The 16592-nt window shown below is 66.9% G+C and carries 16 protein-coding genes; 6 read left to right on the top strand and 10 right to left on the bottom strand.

Features of this window, described 5'->3' with window-relative positions:
- The first annotated feature begins 415 nt into the window (after positions 1-415).
- Positions 416-2014, top strand: coding sequence for an APC family permease (locus BCEP18194_RS08040; protein WP_011350788.1), 1599 nt, complete (start codon positions 416-418; stop codon positions 2012-2014).
- 111 nt (positions 2015-2125) lie between these two features.
- Here BCEP18194_RS08040 and BCEP18194_RS08045 read toward each other — a convergent pair whose 3' ends face one another.
- The 7 genes from BCEP18194_RS08045 to BCEP18194_RS08075 form a co-directional block, all read right to left on the bottom strand.
- Positions 2126-2917 carry a DODA-type extradiol aromatic ring-opening family dioxygenase gene (locus BCEP18194_RS08045; protein ID WP_011350789.1) on the bottom strand — a complete coding sequence of 264 codons (792 nt, stop codon included), beginning with the start codon at positions 2915-2917 and terminating at the stop codon, positions 2126-2128.
- A 213-nt stretch (positions 2918-3130) separates the two neighbouring features.
- Positions 3131-3727, bottom strand: coding sequence for a UbiX family flavin prenyltransferase (locus BCEP18194_RS08050; protein WP_011350790.1), 597 nt, complete (start codon positions 3725-3727; stop codon positions 3131-3133).
- Between the two features lie 19 nt (positions 3728-3746).
- The gene (gene grxD, locus BCEP18194_RS08055; RefSeq protein ID WP_011350791.1) at positions 3747-4058 is read right to left on the bottom strand and encodes a Grx4 family monothiol glutaredoxin; all 312 of its coding nucleotides are present in this window, start codon (positions 4056-4058) and stop codon (positions 3747-3749) included.
- Positions 4059-4125: 67 nt separating this feature from the next.
- The gene (prmC, locus tag BCEP18194_RS08060; protein ID WP_011350792.1) at positions 4126-4968 is read right to left on the bottom strand and encodes a peptide chain release factor N(5)-glutamine methyltransferase; all 843 of its coding nucleotides are present in this window, start codon (positions 4966-4968) and stop codon (positions 4126-4128) included.
- A gap of 7 nt (positions 4969-4975) precedes the next feature.
- Positions 4976-6058 carry a peptide chain release factor 1 gene (prfA, locus tag BCEP18194_RS08065; RefSeq protein WP_011350793.1) on the bottom strand — a complete coding sequence of 361 codons (1083 nt, stop codon included), beginning with the start codon at positions 6056-6058 and terminating at the stop codon, positions 4976-4978.
- 82 nt (positions 6059-6140) lie between these two features.
- The gene (hemA, locus tag BCEP18194_RS08070) at positions 6141-7439 is read right to left on the bottom strand and encodes a glutamyl-tRNA reductase (RefSeq protein ID WP_011350794.1); all 1299 of its coding nucleotides are present in this window, start codon (positions 7437-7439) and stop codon (positions 6141-6143) included.
- Positions 7440-7465: 26 nt separating this feature from the next.
- On the bottom strand, positions 7466-8227 hold the full coding sequence (locus BCEP18194_RS08075; protein ID WP_011350795.1) for a response regulator transcription factor: 762 nt from the start codon (positions 8225-8227) through the stop codon (positions 7466-7468).
- A 171-nt stretch (positions 8228-8398) separates the two neighbouring features.
- Here BCEP18194_RS08075 and BCEP18194_RS08080 point away from each other — a divergent pair, with 171 nt between their 5' ends.
- The 4 genes from BCEP18194_RS08080 to BCEP18194_RS08095 are packed head-to-tail and all read left to right on the top strand — an operon-like array spanning position 8399 to position 11713.
- Complete coding sequence (locus tag BCEP18194_RS08080; RefSeq protein ID WP_011350796.1) at positions 8399-8653, top strand: hypothetical protein; 255 nt, start codon at positions 8399-8401, stop codon at positions 8651-8653.
- Between the two features lie 18 nt (positions 8654-8671).
- The gene (locus tag BCEP18194_RS08085; protein ID WP_011350797.1) at positions 8672-10486 is read left to right on the top strand and encodes an aminopeptidase P family protein; all 1815 of its coding nucleotides are present in this window, start codon (positions 8672-8674) and stop codon (positions 10484-10486) included.
- A gap of 55 nt (positions 10487-10541) precedes the next feature.
- A complete protein-coding gene (locus BCEP18194_RS08090; RefSeq protein WP_011350798.1) occupies positions 10542-11093 on the top strand; it encodes a cysteine hydrolase family protein in 552 nt (183 codons plus the stop codon).
- Positions 11090-11713, top strand: a complete 624-nt coding sequence (locus tag BCEP18194_RS08095; protein ID WP_011350799.1) for an HAD family hydrolase — start codon at positions 11090-11092, stop codon at positions 11711-11713. The genes BCEP18194_RS08090 and BCEP18194_RS08095 overlap by 4 nt, the downstream gene beginning before the upstream one ends.
- Positions 11714-11849: 136 nt before the next feature.
- Here BCEP18194_RS08095 and ettA read toward each other — a convergent pair whose 3' ends face one another.
- From ettA to gcvA, 3 genes are all read right to left on the bottom strand, one after another.
- Positions 11850-13517 carry an energy-dependent translational throttle protein EttA gene (gene ettA / locus BCEP18194_RS08100; RefSeq protein WP_011350800.1) on the bottom strand — a complete coding sequence of 556 codons (1668 nt, stop codon included), beginning with the start codon at positions 13515-13517 and terminating at the stop codon, positions 11850-11852.
- A 203-nt stretch (positions 13518-13720) separates the two neighbouring features.
- Positions 13721-14029: a DUF3761 domain-containing protein gene (locus tag BCEP18194_RS08105; protein WP_041492731.1), complete on the bottom strand. Its 309-nt coding sequence runs from the start codon at positions 14027-14029 to the stop codon at positions 13721-13723.
- An 84-nt stretch (positions 14030-14113) separates the two neighbouring features.
- Positions 14114-15031: a transcriptional regulator GcvA gene (gcvA, locus tag BCEP18194_RS08110; RefSeq protein WP_011350802.1), complete on the bottom strand. Its 918-nt coding sequence runs from the start codon at positions 15029-15031 to the stop codon at positions 14114-14116.
- A gap of 193 nt (positions 15032-15224) precedes the next feature.
- Here gcvA and BCEP18194_RS08115 point away from each other — a divergent pair, with 193 nt between their 5' ends.
- Entirely contained in the window at positions 15225-16544 is a 1320-nt protein-coding gene (locus BCEP18194_RS08115; protein ID WP_011350803.1) for an MFS transporter, read from the top strand.
- Positions 16545-16592: the final 48 nt, after the last annotated feature.

Raw genomic sequence — 16592 nt, forward strand, 5'->3', positions numbered from 1 at the left:
TTGTTCCTAAAAAGATAAAACGGGGCCGAGGCCCATGGGGTGCGGAAAATCAAGGAAGGGGTAATAGGACCAACCGGAGTACCGTTGATGGGCGAACTACGAAAGAACCAATTCACTCGCCACTTGAAATCCTGCGAAGTCCTTTATACGGCTTATCAATCGCGTGGTCAACCGTATTTCCGTGGACTCAGGGTTATTGCGGAGATCAGGTTTACAAAGCTTGCAAACGGCGCGAATTTTTTGTAGGGGCCGAACGATTTTGGCGCCACGTTTCAGGTGCAACCGTTAAACTACGCGCCGCGTGGACGGGTTGCCCTGATCGGGTGACTCGCCCCCCCAAAATTGCGTGCGCGGTGCAGTCCGAGCCGATCCCGGACCGCGGGCCGACCATGCTTTTTGAGACACAGGAGAGGATGTGAAGAGTTCTATTCAACGGAACATCGGCCCGTTTGCATTGATGCTGACGGGGCTGGGTTCGATTATCGGCTCGGGCTGGCTGTTCGGCGCCTGGAAGGCCGCGAAGATTGCCGGTCCGGCGGCGATCTGCGCTTGGATCATCGGCGCTGTCGTGATTCTCGCAATTGCGCTGACGTACGCGGAATTGGGCGCGATGTTCCCCGAGTCGGGCGGCATGGTGCGCTACGCGCGCTACTCGCATGGTTCGCTGGTCGGCTTCATCAGCGCGTGGGCGAACTGGATCGCGATCGTATCGGTGATTCCGATCGAGGCTGAAGCGTCGATCCAGTACATGAGTACGTGGCCGTATCCGTGGGCGCACGCGCTGTTCGTGAACGGCGAGTTGACGGTACCCGGGCTGCTGCTGTCCGCGGTGCTGGTCGTCATCTACTTCCTGTTGAACTACTGGGGCGTGAAGGCGTTTGCCCGAGCGAACACCACGATCACGATCTTCAAGTTCCTGATCCCCGGCCTCACGATCCTCGGCCTGATGCTGACGAGCTACCATCCGGAAAACCTCGGCACCGCATCGAATGCAAGCTTTGCACCGTACGGCTGGTCGGCGGTGCTGACCGCGGTCGCGACGAGCGGCATCGTGTTCGCGTTCAACGGCTTCCAGAGCCCGGTGAACCTCGCGGGCGAAGCGCGCAACCCGTCGCGCAGCGTGCCGTTCGCGGTGATCACGTCGATCCTGATCGCGCTCGTGATCTACGTGCTGCTGCAGATGGCGTACATCGGCTCGGTGAATCCGGCCGACGTCGCGCAGGGCTGGTCGCACTTCAACTTCAAGTCGCCGTTCGCCGAACTGGCGATCGCGCTGAACCTGAACTGGCTCGCGATCCTGCTGTACGTCGACGCGTTCGTCAGCCCGAGCGGCACCGGCACGACGTACATGGCAACGACCACCCGCATGATCTACGCGATGGAGCGCAACAACACGATGCCGAAGATGTTCGGCAACGTGCACCCGCTCTACGGCGTGCCGCGTCAGGCGATGTGGTTCAACCTGTTCGTCTCGTTCCTGTTCCTGTTCTTCTTCCGCGGCTGGAGCTCGCTCGCGGCAGTGATCTCGGTGGCGACGGTGATCTCGTACCTGACCGGCCCGATCAGCCTGATGGCGCTGCGCCGCGCGGCGACCGACATCAAGCGTCCGCTGTCGATTCCGCTGATGAAGCTGATCGCACCGTTCGCATTCGTCTGCGCGTCGCTGATCCTGTACTGGGCGAAGTGGCCGCTGACGGGCGAAATCATCCTGCTGATGATCGTCGCGCTGCCGGTGTACTTCTACTTCCAGGCGAAGTCGGGCTGGACCGGCTGGGGTGACGACCTGAAGGCCGCATGGTGGCTGGTCGCCTACCTGCCGACGATGGCCGTGCTGTCGCTGATCGGCAGCAAGGAATTCGGCGGTCACGGCGTGCTGCCGTACGGCTGGGACATGCTGGTCGTCGCGGCAATCGCACTGGTGTTCTACTTCTGGGGCGTGAATACCGGCTACCGGACCAAGTATCTCGACGAGCGTGAATCGCACGACGAGATCCTCGAAGGGATCGGTGCCTGACGCGTGACCTGCCGCCGGATTCGGCGGCGGCAGCAAGCAGCGGAAAAAAGCCCGCCCGAGCAATGCTCGGGCGGGCTTTTTGTTTGGCGGTCGACGGTTGTCGTGCGCGGCTCAGGCGGCCGGGCTTGCGAACACGTAGTTCGTCATCGCGAGCACGCGCTGGTACGTGCCGAGCGACTGGATGCCGAGCTGGTAGTCGTCGTCCGCCGCGCCGAGCGCCGTGAATACCGGCAGCAGATGCTCGTCGGTCGGATGCATCAGCGCCGCGTGCGGCGCCTGCCGGCGGTAGTCGAGCAGCGCGTCGACGTCGCGCGCGGCCAGCTTCGCCTCGAACCAGTCGGTGAATTCCGTGACGCGCGGGTCCGCATCCTCCGGTGCCGCACCGAAATCGGCGGCGCGCAGGTTGTGCGTGATCTGGCCCGAGCCGATCACCATCACGCCTTCGTCGCGCAGCGGTCGCAGCGCGCGGCCGAGCGCGAAGTGGTGGGCGGCATCCGCGCGCGGCTGGATCGACAACTGCGCCACCGGCACATCGGCTTCCGGGAACATCAGCAACATCGGCACCCACGCGCCGTGGTCGAGGCCGTGCTCGGTCGTCGCGGTCTCGATGCCGGCCGCATTCAGCAGCCCGGCCGCGCGCTCGGCGACGTCGGGCGCGCCGGGTGCCGGGTAGCGGATGTCGTACAGCGCCTGCGGAAAGCCGTAGAAATCGTGGATCGTTTCCGGATGCGCGGCGATGCTGGCGACGGGGCGCTGCGTGCCCCAGTGCGCGGACAGCATCAGTACCGCGCGTGGGCGCGGCAGTTCGGCGGCGAGGTGGGTGAACGCGCCGGACGGCAGCGTCGGGTCGATCGGCAGCGTCGGGGCGCCGTGGGACAGGTAGAGCGAAGGCAAGCGGTTCATGGTGGTGGCCTGCAAAGGGATTTGCCTGTGACTATAGGCGCGCACCGAATATTGATAAATCCGCGTTACGGAATTTGATTGACGCTTGTTTGTTGATAATCCGGGCGACGCAATGCGTTCCACGGCAGGTGGGCGCTGTATTCGTGAAATCGAATGGATTTCCGCGGAAATCGGCGAAGATGCGCGAAGAACGTACTCTGCGCGGACGTGCGTTTACTGAACGTGCCGGATGCCGGCCCACGGTGTCGTCAGCGGTGCGTTGAGCGCGAACAGGTCGAGCACGCGCGTGACGGTCTGGTCGACGAGTTCCTCGATCGTCTTCGGCATCGCGTAGAACGCAGGCAGCGGCGGGAAGACGATGCCGCCCATCTCGGTGACGGCCGTCATGTTGCGCAGATGCGCGAGGTTGAACGGCGTTTCGCGCACCATCAGCACGAGGCGGCGGCGTTCCTTCAACGTGACGTCGGCCGCGCGCGTGATCAGGTTGTCGGACAGCCCGTGTGCGACGCTCGCGAGCGTCTTCATCGAGCAGGGCGCGATCACCATCCCGCCGGTCGCGAACGACCCCGAGGCGATCGTCGCGCCGACGTCGCGCACCGAATGCACGACGTCCGCGCGGTTTTCGACATCGGCCTTCGACAGCTTCAGTTCGTGCTGGATGTTGAGCCAGCCGGCGTTCGAGATCAGCAGGTGCGTTTCGACGCCGCCGGCAGCGCGCAGCAAGTCGAGCAGCCGCACGCCGTAGATCGCGCCGGTGGCGCCGGTGATCGCGACGATCAGCCGGCGTGGCGGCGCGCTGGGAGATGCCATCGAAAGGGGACGACGCGTATTACGCGGCGGCGAACAGTTGCTGCAGTTCGCCCGACTGGTACATCTCCATCATGATGTCCGAGCCGCCGATGAATTCGCCCTTCACGTAGAGCTGCGGGATGGTCGGCCAGTTCGAGAATGCCTTGATGCCCTGGCGGATCTCGTCGTCTTCGAGGACGTTGACCGTCTTGAACTGGTCGACGCCGCAGGCCTTCAGCACCTGGATGGCGCGGCCCGAAAAGCCGCACATCGGGAATTGTGCGTTGCCCTTCATGAAGAGCACGACCTGGTTTTCGTCGACGATTTGCTTGATACGTTGTTGGGTGTCCATGACTGACCTTGCGTTAGCGGGGCGTTAGATCGAAATGATAGCGGATTTCAACCGGGCGGGCCGGGCATCAGCCCGGCAGGCGGCCGCCTGTCGTCCGTTCGATGGCGGCCAGATCGGCGAGCGATTCGACCGCGACGAAGCCGTGCGATGCGAGCACTGCGCGCACGGCCTCGGCCTGGTCGTAGCCATGCTCGATCCAGAGCGTGCCGCCCGGTTTCAGATAAGTGCCGGCGCCCGCGACGATCGTGCGGATCGCGCTGAGGCCGTCGGCATCGTCGGTGAGTGCGCCGCGCGGCTCGAAACGCAGGTCGCCTTGCGCGAGGTGCGGATCGTGCTGCGCGATGTACGGCGGATTGCTGACGATCGTGTCGAATGCGAGCGCCGGATCGAGCGCCGCATACCAGTCGCTCTCCAGCCAGTGCAGCGGGCCGCCGGGGCGGCGCGCGTCGAGCAGCTTGCCGGCGTTGCGTTGCGCGACCGCGAGTGCGGCCGGCGAACGGTCGAGCGCCCACACGCGCGCATCGGGACGCTCGGCGGCGATCGATACGGCGATCGCGCCGCTGCCCGTGCCGAGATCGAGCACGGCCGGATGCGGCAGCCCGTCGATCGCATCGAGTGCGGCTTCGACGAGCAGTTCGGTTTCCGGGCGCGGGATCAGCACGTCGGGCGTCACGTCGAATGGCCGGCCGAAGAATTCGCGCATCCCGACGAGCTGGGCGACGGGCTCGCCGGCCAGGCGGCGTGCCTCGAGCGCGCGGTAGCGTTCGACCGCGGCTGCGTCGAGCGTCGCGTCGCCGCGCGTGATCAGTTGCGTGCGGGTCCAGCCGAGCGCGTGCGCGAGCAACACGCGCGCATCGACCGCGTCGAGCGGCGACGCGCGCAGCAGTTCGTCGGCGGTGGTGTCGGGCATCGCGGCCTCAGTCGGCATCGCCGAGCGACGCGAGCAGTTCGGCCTGGTGTTCGCTGACCAGCGCGCTGATCAGTTCGTCGAGGTCGCCGTCCATGAGCGCCTCGAGCCGGTACAGCGTCAGGTTGATCCGGTGGTCGGTCATCCGGCCCTGCGGGAAGTTGTACGTGCGGATCCGTTCCGAGCGGTCGCCGGAGCCGATCAGGCTCTTGCGCGTCGCGGCTTCCTTCGCGTGCTGCTCGTGATACTGCTTGTCCTTGATGCGCGCGGCGAGCACCTTCAGCGCGCGATCCTTGTTCTTGTGCTGCGAACGGTCGTCCTGGCACTCCACGACGATCCCGGTCGGGATGTGCGTGACGCGCACTGCCGAATCGGTCTTGTTGATGTGCTGGCCGCCCGCGCCGGACGCGCGGAACGTGTCGATCCGCAGGTCGGCCGGATTGATCTCGACCTCGCCGATTTCGTCGGCTTCCGGCATCACCGCGACCGTGCACGCGGACGTGTGGATGCGCCCCTGCGTTTCGGTGGCGGGCACGCGCTGCACGCGATGGCCGCCCGATTCGAACTTCAGGCGCGAATACGCGCCCTGGCCCGCGATCCGCACGATCACTTCCTTGTAGCCGCCGAGATCCGACGCACTTTCCGACATCATTTCGACCTGCCAGCGCTGGCGTTCCGCGAAGCGCAGGTACATGCGCAGCAGGTCGCCCGCGAACAGCGCCGATTCGTCGCCGCCCGTGCCCGCACGGATTTCGAGGAAGATGTTGCGCTCGTCGTTCGGATCCTTCGGCAGCAGCATCTTCTGCAGCTCGGTCTCGAGGCGGGACATGCTCTCGCGCGCACTGCGGATTTCGTCTTCCGCGAAGTCGCGCATCGACAGATCGCCGAGCAGTTCCTGTGCAGCCGTCTCGTCGCTGCGCGACTGGCGCCACAGCGCGTACTGTTCGACCACCGGGCCGAGTTCCGCGTGTTCACGTGTGAGCTTGCGGTACTGGTCGAGGTCGGCCGTGACGTTTTCGCGGCTCAGCAGGTCGTTCAGTTCGGCCAGCCGTGTGGACAGCTGGTCGAGCTTGCGTTGCATGCTCGTCTTCATGGTGTGGAGCGGCGCTCCCGGGCAAGGGGTATTCGGAAAGGATAGGCCGGCACGCGGCCGGCGGCAGGGCGAGCGGCCGGCGCTAGTGGCCGGACTGGTCGTTCGAGCGCGGTGCGTGCTGGTAGAAGCCGCGCATCAGGTCGATCAGCGAATCGCGATCGGCGCCGTTCACGCGGTTGAGCGCGCTCGTCGGGCCGTGGATCAGCTTGTTGGTCAGCGCCTGCGACAGCGCTTCGAGTACGGCGGCCGGATCGTCGCCGCGCGCGAGCAGCTTCTGCGCCTTGTCGACTTCGGCGCGGCGCAGCGCGTCGGCCTGCGTATGCATGTGACGGATCACCGGCACGACGCTGCGCGTGTCGAGCCATTGCATGAAATTCTGCACGCGCGTTTCGATGATCGCTTCGGCCTGCGCGACCGCGGCCTGGCGCGATGCGTTGCCTTCGCGCACGATCGCGCCGAGATCGTCGACGGTATAGAGGAACACGTCCTTCAGCTTGCCGACTTCGGGCTCGATGTCGCGCGGCACCGCGAGGTCGACCATGAAGATCGGGCGGTGGCGGCGCGCCTTCACCGCGCGCTCGACTGCGCCGAGGCCGATGATCGGCAGCGTCGACGCCGTGCACGACACGATGATGTCGAATTCGTGCATGCGGGTCGGCAGATCGGCGAGCGGCATTGCACGGCCGTTGAAGCGTTCGGCAAGCCGCTGGCCGCGTTCGGCCGTACGGTTCGCGACGACGAGTTCGCGCGGGCCTTGCGCAGCGAAGTGCGTGGCGCACAGCTCGATCATCTCGCCGGCGCCGATGAACAGCACGCGCTGATCGGACACTTTTTCGAAGATCCGTTGCGCGAGGCGCACCGCGGCGGCGGCCATCGACACCGACTGCGTGCCGATTTCGGTCGTGCCGCGCACTTCCTTCGCCACCGCGAACGTGCGCTGGAACAGCTGGTTCAGATAGGTGCCGAGTGCGCCGGCTTCCGTCGCGGTGCGGACGGCGTCCTTCATCTGGCCCAGAATCTGGGTTTCGCCGAGCACCATCGAATCGAGGCCGGATGCGACGCGGAATGCGTGCCGGACCGCTTCCGATTGCGGCAGTGCATAGACGTGCGGCGCGAGCTCGTCGACCGGAATCCGGTGATACTCCGACAGCCAGCGGACCGCGCCTTCGCGTGCCGCGCGATCGTCTGTCGCGCAATACAGTTCGGTGCGGTTGCAGGTGGAGAGGATCGCCGCTTCGGGCGTATTGGGTGCCTGCGGGCCGAGAAACACGTTCTTGAACGTGACGAGAGCCGGCTTGATCTGCTCGAGCGGAAACGCCACGCGTTCGCGCAGGGCGACAGGCGCAGTGTGGTGATTGATTCCGATCGTGAGGAGTTGCATATCGAGGGCTATCGTTTAGCCCCATATTATAGCGTTTCAGCGATTTCCTCACTCGCCGCATACCGGGCATCAGCGTGCCGGGGCCGCGAATTTGGGGGCTCGATCGGCACGCGGTCGAGCTGATAGCCGTAGCCGTAGAGCGGCAGCAGCCGGTAGCCGCGCTCCGGAAGCAGTTGCAGTTTGCTGCGCAGCCGGGACGCGTGGGTATCGAGCGTGCGCGACTTCATGTCGCGGCGGCGCGCCCACACCGTTTCGAGGATATGGGCGCGCGACACCGGCCGCGACAGGTTCGTGAACAGCAACTGCGCAAACCTGAACTCCTTCGGCGTGAGTGAAACGATTGCGTCGCCGAAGCGAACAAGGCAGTGCGTGGCGTCGAAAGCGTATTCGCCATACATTTCGCGCGAGCGGGTGGGTGGCCGGCGCACGCCGGCGCGCCGGCTCAGTGCGTTGACGCGCGCGAGCATCTCGGGCCCGCTCACGGGGCGCACGAGGCAATCGTCGGCGCCCGCGTGCAGGCACGACACGATTTCGCTTTCGCGCGGCAACTGCATCACGGCGATGGCCGGCAGCCCGGGCAGGATGGTCTGCGCGCGCGGAATGACTTCCTCGGCCGGCTGGTCGCCGGCCCAATGGCCGGTGATCAGCATGTCGCAGGTGTCGGTGGCGAGCCACTCGAAGAACGCCGTGCTGGACGGAAACGCGTGGCACACATGACCACCCGCAAAGAGCAGGCGGTTCAGGAGCGCGGCATGGCGCGCGTCCGGATCGATCAGAGCGATTCGCATGAGAGTTTCTTCAATACGGCCGCCGGCGCGCGCTTGCCATAACGTCGAGTCGGCCCCTACACTCGAATGTTGGCGGCACCCGGCTGGTCTCGGGTTCGATGGATGAATCGATGCTAGCCGCTGGCAACGTTCACGCCTATGGGACGAATCTGAATTTATAGAAGGCGTCGAATGAACTGGTTTGGAATCCTTGTCCTGGGAGCGGCCGTCGGGCTGTTCGGCCGATGGCTGCATCCGATGCGGCGCACGGGCCGGCCGGCGTGGTGGATCGCGGTGCTCGCCGGCATCGTCGGCGCGGGCGCGGCCCGCATGGCCGGCAATCTCTCGGGACTGTTTTACGATGGCGAGACGCTCGAATGGCCGGTCTGCACCGGTGTCGCGTTCCTCGTCGTAGCCGTGACGGTTGCGCTGTCGGCCCGTCGCTGAATGTTCTCAGGTGAAATCATGAATGCCCGTCTTCCCGAAGTCTCGCCGGTGCCGGCCCGCCTCGCGCTGCTGCGTGGCGCCATGGCCCGCGAGGACCTGGCCGCCTATCTCGTGCCGTCCGCCGATCCCCATCTGTCCGAGTACCTGCCGGAGCGCTGGCAGGCCCGCCGCTGGCTGTCCGGCTTCACGGGCTCGGTCGGCACGCTGGTCGTGACCGCGGATTTCGCGGGGTTGTGGGTCGACAGCCGCTACTGGGTGCAGGCCGATGCCGAACTGGCCGGCACGGGCGTGCAACTGATGAAGATGACGGGCGGGCAGCAGAGCGCGCCGCACGTCGACTGGCTCGCGCAGAACGTGGTGGCCGGTGCGACGGTCGGCGTCGACGGCGCCGTGCTCGGCGTCGCGGCCGCACGCGGGCTGACGAGCGCGCTGAACGCACGCGGCATCGCGCTGCGCACCGACCTCGACCTGCTCGACGCGATCTGGCCCGAGCGGCCGGGTCTGCCCGGCGACGCGGTGTTCGAGCACACGGCGCCGCAGGCCGACACGACGCGCGCGAGCAAGCTGGCCGAAGTGCGCCGCGCGATGCACGCGCAGGGTGCGCAATGGCATTTCGTGTCGACGCTCGACGACCTCGCATGGCTGTTCAACCTGCGCGGCGCCGACGTCAACTTCAATCCCGTATTCGTTGCGCACGCAATGATCGGCGCCGATCGCGCGACGCTGTTCGTCGCCGACGGCAAGGTGTCGCCGGCGCTGGCCGCATCGCTCGCGAAGGATGGCGTCGACGTTCGCGCCTACGACGCCGCGCGCGCCGCGCTTGCGGCGCTGCCTGACGGCGCGACGCTGCTGATCGACCCGCGCCGCGTGACGTTCGGCACGCTCGAGGCCGTGCCGGCCGGCGTGAAGCTCGTCGAGGCCGTGAATCCGTCGACGTTCGCGAAGTCGCGCAAGACGTCCGCGGAGATCGAGCACGTGCGCGTGACGATGGAACACGACGGCGCAGCACTCGCGGAATTCTTCACGTGGTTCGAGCAGGCCGTGAACCGCGAGACGATCACCGAGCTGACGATCGAGGAAAAACTCACGGCCGCACGTGCGCGGCGCCCCGGCTACGTGTCGGCGAGCTTCGCGACGATCGCCGGTTTCAACGCGAACGGTGCGATGCCGCACTACCACGCGACGCCGGAGTCGCACGCGACGATCGCCGGCGACGGCCTGCTGCTGATCGATTCGGGCGGCCAGTACGTGACGGGTACGACCGACATCACGCGCGTCGTGCCGGTCGGCACCGTCAGCGACCTGCAGCGGCGCGATTTCACGATCGTGCTGAAGTCGATGATGGCGCTGTCGCGCGCCCGCTTCCCGCGCGGCATCCGCTCGCCGATGCTCGACGCGATCGCGCGCGCACCGATGTGGGCGGCTGGGCTCGACTACGGCCACGGCACGGGGCACGGCGTCGGCTACTTCCTGAACGTGCACGAAGGCCCGCAGGTGATCTCGCACTACGCGCCGGCCGAGCCGCACACGGCGATGGAAGAGGGCATGATCACGTCGATCGAGCCGGGCGTGTACCGTCCCGGCCAGTGGGGCATCCGGATCGAGAACCTGGTCGTGAACCGCGCGGCCGGGCAGACGGAATTCGGCGATTTCCTCGCGTTCGAGACCCTGACGCTGTGCCCGATCGACACGCGCTGCGTGCTGATCGAGATGCTGCACGACGACGAGCGCGCGTGGCTGAACACGTATCACGCGACGGTGCGTGAGCGCGTCGGCCGGCACCTGAGCGGCGATGCGAAGGCGTGGCTCGACGCACGCACGCAGCCGATCTGACACGACAAGCGATAACGGCCGGACCACGGCCGAGCGACACAACCGAGGGCAAGCAATGGCAGGCACCGCAGTGATCGTGGTCGACATGCAGCGCGGGCTGGTGCAGCGGGCGCAGCCCGCTTACCGGCTCGATGACGTGGTATCGGGCATCAACCGTCTGACGGCGGCGGCACGCGCGGCGAACGCGCCCGTGTGCTTCGTGCAGCATGACGGCGATGCGGACGACGACATCGTGCCCGGCACGCCGGGCTGGGAGCTGCATGCGGGGCTGGCCGTCGGGAGCGACGACTGGCGCGTGCGCAAGCAGGTGAGCGATTCGTTCCACGACACACCGCTCGCGGCGCAGCTCGACCGCCACGGTATCCGTTCGGTGCTGATCTGCGGCTATGCGACCGAGTTCTGCGTCGATTCGGCCGCGCGCCGTGCGGCGCTGCTCGGCTACCGGACGACGGTCGTGTCCGATCTGCACACGACGAACGAGCGCACGCACCTGTCGGCCGCGCAGATCGTCGCGCACCATCACTTCGTATGGCAAAACAATACGCTGTCGGGCAACCCGGTGACGCCGCGTCCGCTCGCTGACGTTCTTGCGACGGAGTTCGCATGACGATCAAGGCTGTGGTGTTCGATTTCGGCGGCGTGCTGATCGACTGGAGCCCCGAGTACCTTTACCGGGAGCTGATTCCCGACGACACGGAGCGTCGCTGGTTTCTCACGCACGTGTGCGCGATGGACTGGGTGATCCGCCAGGACGGCGGGCAAACGATCGAGGAAGGCACGGCCGAGCTCGTCGCGAAGTTCCCGGCGCACGAGGCGCTGATCCGCGCGTTCTACGCGCGCTGGCACGAGATGATCGGCGGCGTGCTCGACGAAGGCGCCGCGCTCGTTGACCGGCTCGACGCGCAGGGGATGCCGCTGTTCGGGCTGACGAACTGGTCCGCGCAGACATTCCCGTATGCGTGGGACAACTTCCCGGTGCTTCGGCGTTTCAAGGAGATCGTCGTGTCGGGCCGTGTGAAGCTCGTGAAACCCGATCCGGCGATCTACCGCGAGATGCACGCGCGGATCGAACCGCACTTGCCGGGCATCGCGCCGCACGAACTGGTGTTCATCGACGATAACGCGAAGAACGCCGCGGCCGCGACGGCGCTCGGCTGGCACGGCATTCATCACACGAGTGCGGCGGCGACCGAGGCGCGGCTGCGCGAACTGGGCGCGCTCGCGTAGGCGGCAAGCGAGCAGCGGCCATCGGATAAAAAAAGCGGGCCAGTGGCCCGCTTTTTTGTTGTGCCGCTCCTGAAGCGGCCACCCTCGGTGCCTGGCCCTGCGTTGCCGCAGTGCCGGGCCCGTGGGGTCGAGCTGGTCAGCGGCTGATCGGCTTGTAGCGCAGGCGCTTCGGCTTCGCGGCTTCCTCGCCGAGGCGCGCACGCTTGTCGGCTTCGTACTCCTGGTAGTTGCCGTCGAAGAACGTGACCTGCGAATCGCCTTCGAACGCGAGGATGTGCGTCGCGATCCGGTCGAGGAACCAGCGATCGTGCGAGATCACCATCACCGAGCCCGCGAATTCGAGCAGCGCGTCTTCCAGCGCGCGCAGCGTTTCGACGTCGAGGTCGTTCGACGGTTCGTCGAGCAGCAGCACGTTGCCGCCGGAGATCAGCGTCTTCGCGAGGTGCAGGCGGCCGCGTTCACCGCCGGACAGGTTGCCGACGATCTTCTGCTGGTCGCCGCCCTTGAAGTTGAAGCGGCCGATGTACGCGCGCGACGGCGTTTCGTACTTGCCCACCGTCAACACGTCGGCGCCGCCCGAGATTTCCTCGAACACCGTCTTCGTGCCGTCGAGCGCGTCGCGGCTCTGGTCGACGTACGCGAGCTTCACGGTCGGCCCCATCACGACTTCGCCCGAATCCGGCTGTTCCTTGCCCGTGAGCATCCGGAACAGCGTCGACTTGCCGGCGCCGTTCGGGCCGATGATGCCGACGATCGCGCCAGCCGGGATCTTCAGGTTCAGGTTGTCGATCAGCAGGCGGTCGCCGAACGCCTTGCTGACGTTCTTGAACTCGATCACTTCGTTGCCGAGGCGGTCGCCGACCGGGATGAAGATTTCCTGCGTTTCGTTGCGCTTCTGGTATTCCTGGCTGTTCAGCTCCTCGAAGCGCGCGATACGTGCCTTCGACTTCGCCTGGCGGCCCTTCGGGTTCTGGCGCACCCACTCCAGTTCCTTCTTGATCGCCTTCTGGCGCGCCGATTCCGACGCTTCTTCCTGCTTCAGGCGCTCTTCCTTCTGGTCGAGCCAGCTGCTGTAGTTGCCCTTCCACGGAATGCCGTGGCCGCGGTCGAGTTCGAGAATCCACTCGGCTGCGTTGTCGAGGAAGTAGCGATCGTGGGTGACCGCGACGACGGTGCCCGGGAAGCGCACCAGGAACTGCTCGAGCCAGTCGACCGATTCCGCGTCGAGGTGGTTGGTCGGTTCGTCGAGCAGCAGCATGTCGGGCTTTTCGAGCAGCAGCTTGCACAGCGCGACGCGGCGCTTTTCACCGCCCGACAGGTGTTCGATCTTGGCATCCCACGGCGGCAGGCGCAGTGCGTCGGCGGCTACTTCGAGCTGCTGCTCGGGGCTGCCGCCGTCGCTCGACGCGAGGATCGCTTCGTACTTCGCCTGCTCGGCTGCGAGCGCGTCGAAGTCGGCGTCCGGCTCCGCGTACGCCGCGTAGATTTCCTCGAGCTTCTTGTTGGCCTGGAACAGGTCGCCGAGGCCATCCTCGACGGCTTCGCGCACCGTCTTCGTCGGGTCGAGCTGCGGCTCCTGCGGCAGGTAGCCGATGTTCAGGTTCGGCATCGGCGTCGCTTCGCCTTCGATGTCCTTGTCGACGCCCGCCATGATGCGGATCAGCGTCGACTTGCCCGAGCCGTTCAGGCCGAGCACGCCGATCTTCGCGCCGGGAAAGAACGACAGCGAGATGTCCTTCAGGATCTGGCGCTTGGGCGGCACGATCTTGCCGACCCGGTTCATCGTGAAAACGTATTGGGCCATTTCGGTGTGAAATTCAGAAGTGGTTGAGACTGCCGCGCAGCGCGCGGGCGTGGCGGCGTCGGGTGATTCGGTACGGAGCGTGCCGCGCGCGGCGCGGCGGCGTCGCCGCGTGTCGGCGGCGCGAGCGGCTATTGTACTTCGCCGCCGAGTGTCGCTGACAGCGGCGGGTGGCCGCTGCGGTTCGTATGGCCGTTCGGCCGAGGCTACAGCCACGCGGCGACGCCGCCGTGCCCCGAGCACGTGCCGCGCCGGTGACGGCTGAAGCTGTACGTGCCGTCGCGGCAGCGCGCGCTCGCGCCTTCGGGCACGCGGCCCGATTTCGAATGCGCGGGGGCGTGCACGGTGTCGCCGTCGCGGTTGCGATACGTGTCGTGTCGGTCGAGATCGGCTTCGTTACTGTAGCCGGGCGGTGCGCGGTACGCGTGTGCCGGAAGGGGCAACGCGGCGCACGCAACGAAGCATGCGGCGGACAGTGTCGCGATGCGCGTGGCGCGGCGGAGCAGGGCAGGCATGGTCTCTCTCGGTCTGTTGTTATCGGTGCCGGGCCGCATGTTAGCCGATCGGCAGAGAAACCGCGCCGCGCCGGGGGAGTGGCGCTACGACGCGCCGGACATCGATGCCGCGCCGTCGGCCAGTGCGGCGTCGAGAATCCATCGACGGAATGCCGCGACCTTTGGCCGTTCCGCGTGATGCGGCGGATAGACGAGGTAGTACGCGAAATCGTCGAGCCACGCGACGTCGGCGAGCTGCACGAGCCGGCCGCTTGCCAGCTCGCCGCGCACCATCGCGGCCGGCAGCAGCCCGGCGCCCTGGCCGGCGACGATCGCCTGCAGCAACAGGCCCGAATCGTCGAACGCGGGGCCGCGCGGCGGGCCGAAATCGTCGATCCGCTGCGCGCCGAACCAGATGTGCCAGCCCTTGCGCTCGGCGTCGTGCAGCTGCGGCCAGCCGACGAGATCGGCGGGCGTCGCCGGCATGCCGAGCCGCGCGACGAGTTCGGGCGACGCGAGCGCGACGATCTCCACCGTCAACAGGCGCTCGCTGCACAGCCCGATGTAGCGCCCGAGGCCGTGACGGATCGCGACGTCGACGCCATCGCGCGAGAAATCCGCGAGCGCGTGGCTCGTGACGACCTGCAGGTCGACGTCAGGGCAGGCCTCCCGGAACTGCGCGAGGCGCGGGACGAGCCACGCGGATGCGAAGAAAGGCGTGACGCTCACCGTCAGCACGCCGCTGTCGGCAGCACCCGACACGCGCTGCGACGCATCGGCGATCTGCCTGAATGCGTTGCGCACCGGCGGCAGGTAGTCGCGGCCGGCGGCCGTGAGCAGGATGCCGCGGTTGACGCGCTCGAACAGCTGCACGCCGAGATGCGTCTCGAGCGTGCGGATCATCTGGCTCACCGCGCCGGGCGTGACCGACAGCTCCTCGGCAGCCGCTTTCACCGACAGGTGGCGGGCAGCTGCTTCGAAGGCGCGCAGCGCGTTGAGAGGCGGTAGGCGGGAACGATTCATTTAGTTTTTCTAAATCGAAAGTCCGTCGAAATATCGTTTGAGACGAGGTGTACGCGCGAGTACCGTTGACGCATTGGATCACATGCTTCGCGACTGCCTGTCGGCGGCCGATGCGATCAACATAGTTCAACTATATCCATGAGGCAATCCGGACGCCGCCTGGCGGCCGGTGGAACCTGAGAGGAGCATCGTCATGAACCGCCCGGGCGCGTCGCGCCTTTTCTACGGCTGGTACGTGGTTGCCGCCGCGTTTGCCGTCACGTTCGTCGGTTTCGGCAGCGCCTACACGTTCAGCGCGTTCGTCGAGTCGCTGCAGCGGGATTTCGCCGCGTCGCGCGGGCAGATCTCGCTCGTGTTCTCGCTTGCGGGCTTCCTGTATTTTGGTTTCGGCATCGTCAGCGGGCCGCTGGCCGACCGCTTCGGCTCGCGGCGGCTTGCCGTCGCCGGGATGCTGCTGACGGCCATCGGGCTTGCGGCTGCCGGCGCCGCGCATACGCTGGTGCAGGTCTATGTCGCGTACGGGCTCGGTGTCGGCCTCGGCGTCGGCTGCGCGTACGTGCCGGCCGTCGGCGCCGTGCAGCGCTGGTTCGTGCGCCGGCGCGGCTTCGCGTCGGGGCGCGCGGTCGCCGGGATCGGCGTCGGCACGCTGGTGATGCCGCCCCTTGCGTCCACGCTGATCGCGCATGTCGGCTGGCGCGGCGCGTATTTCACGCTGGCCGTGATCGCGGTCGTGATCGGCGCGGGGATGTCGTTGCTGATCGAGAACGATCCGCGCGGGCGGGGGCTGCTGCCGGATGGGGCGGCGGCGCATGAGCCCGTCGAAGGCGGCGGCGCGAACGTCACCGTCCGCGACGCGGGGGCTTCGGTGTCCGGTGCCGTGGCGGGCCGCACGCCGGTCGCCGCTTCGGCGCCTGCCGGCGCGACGGTGCGCGAAGCCGTCACGTCGCGCCCGTTCGCGAGCCTCTACGCGGCATGCCTCATTTGCTCGTTCGGCGTGTTCGTCCCGTTCGTTCATCTCGTGCCGTACGCGCTTGATCATGGCGTCTCGTCATCGACGGCCGTGCTGCTGCTCGGCGCGATCGGCGTTGGCAGCACGGCCGGCCGTTTCTTCCTCGGCGGCCTCGCCGACCGCTTCGGCCGCCGCACTTCGCTGCTTGCGATGTTCGCGGGCATGGCCGTCGCGCTCGTCGCGTGGGCCGGCGCCGGCACCGTTGCGACGCTTGCGGCATTCGCACTCGTGTTCGGCGTGTTCTACGGCGGCTGGGTCGCGGTGCTACCGGCGGTCGTGATGGACTATTTCGGCGGCCGCAACGTGAGCGGGATCATCGGCGTGCTTTATACGAGCGTCGCATTCGGCACGCTGATCGGACCGACCGCGGCCGGCTTCATCTACGACGCGGGCGGTGGCTATCTCGTGCCGATCCTGGCCAGCGCCGCCGCCAATGCGATCGCCTTCGCGATCGTCGCGACGACGGGGCGTGCGTCGACAGCCGCCCGTGCGGCGCGCGGATAGGTGCGTTTCGGCCGGTACGTCTTCGCGAATTCCGGTAGGGTGGCCGGA

Source organism: Burkholderia lata, assembly GCF_000012945.1.
Classification (GTDB): Bacteria; Pseudomonadota; Gammaproteobacteria; order Burkholderiales; family Burkholderiaceae; genus Burkholderia; species Burkholderia lata.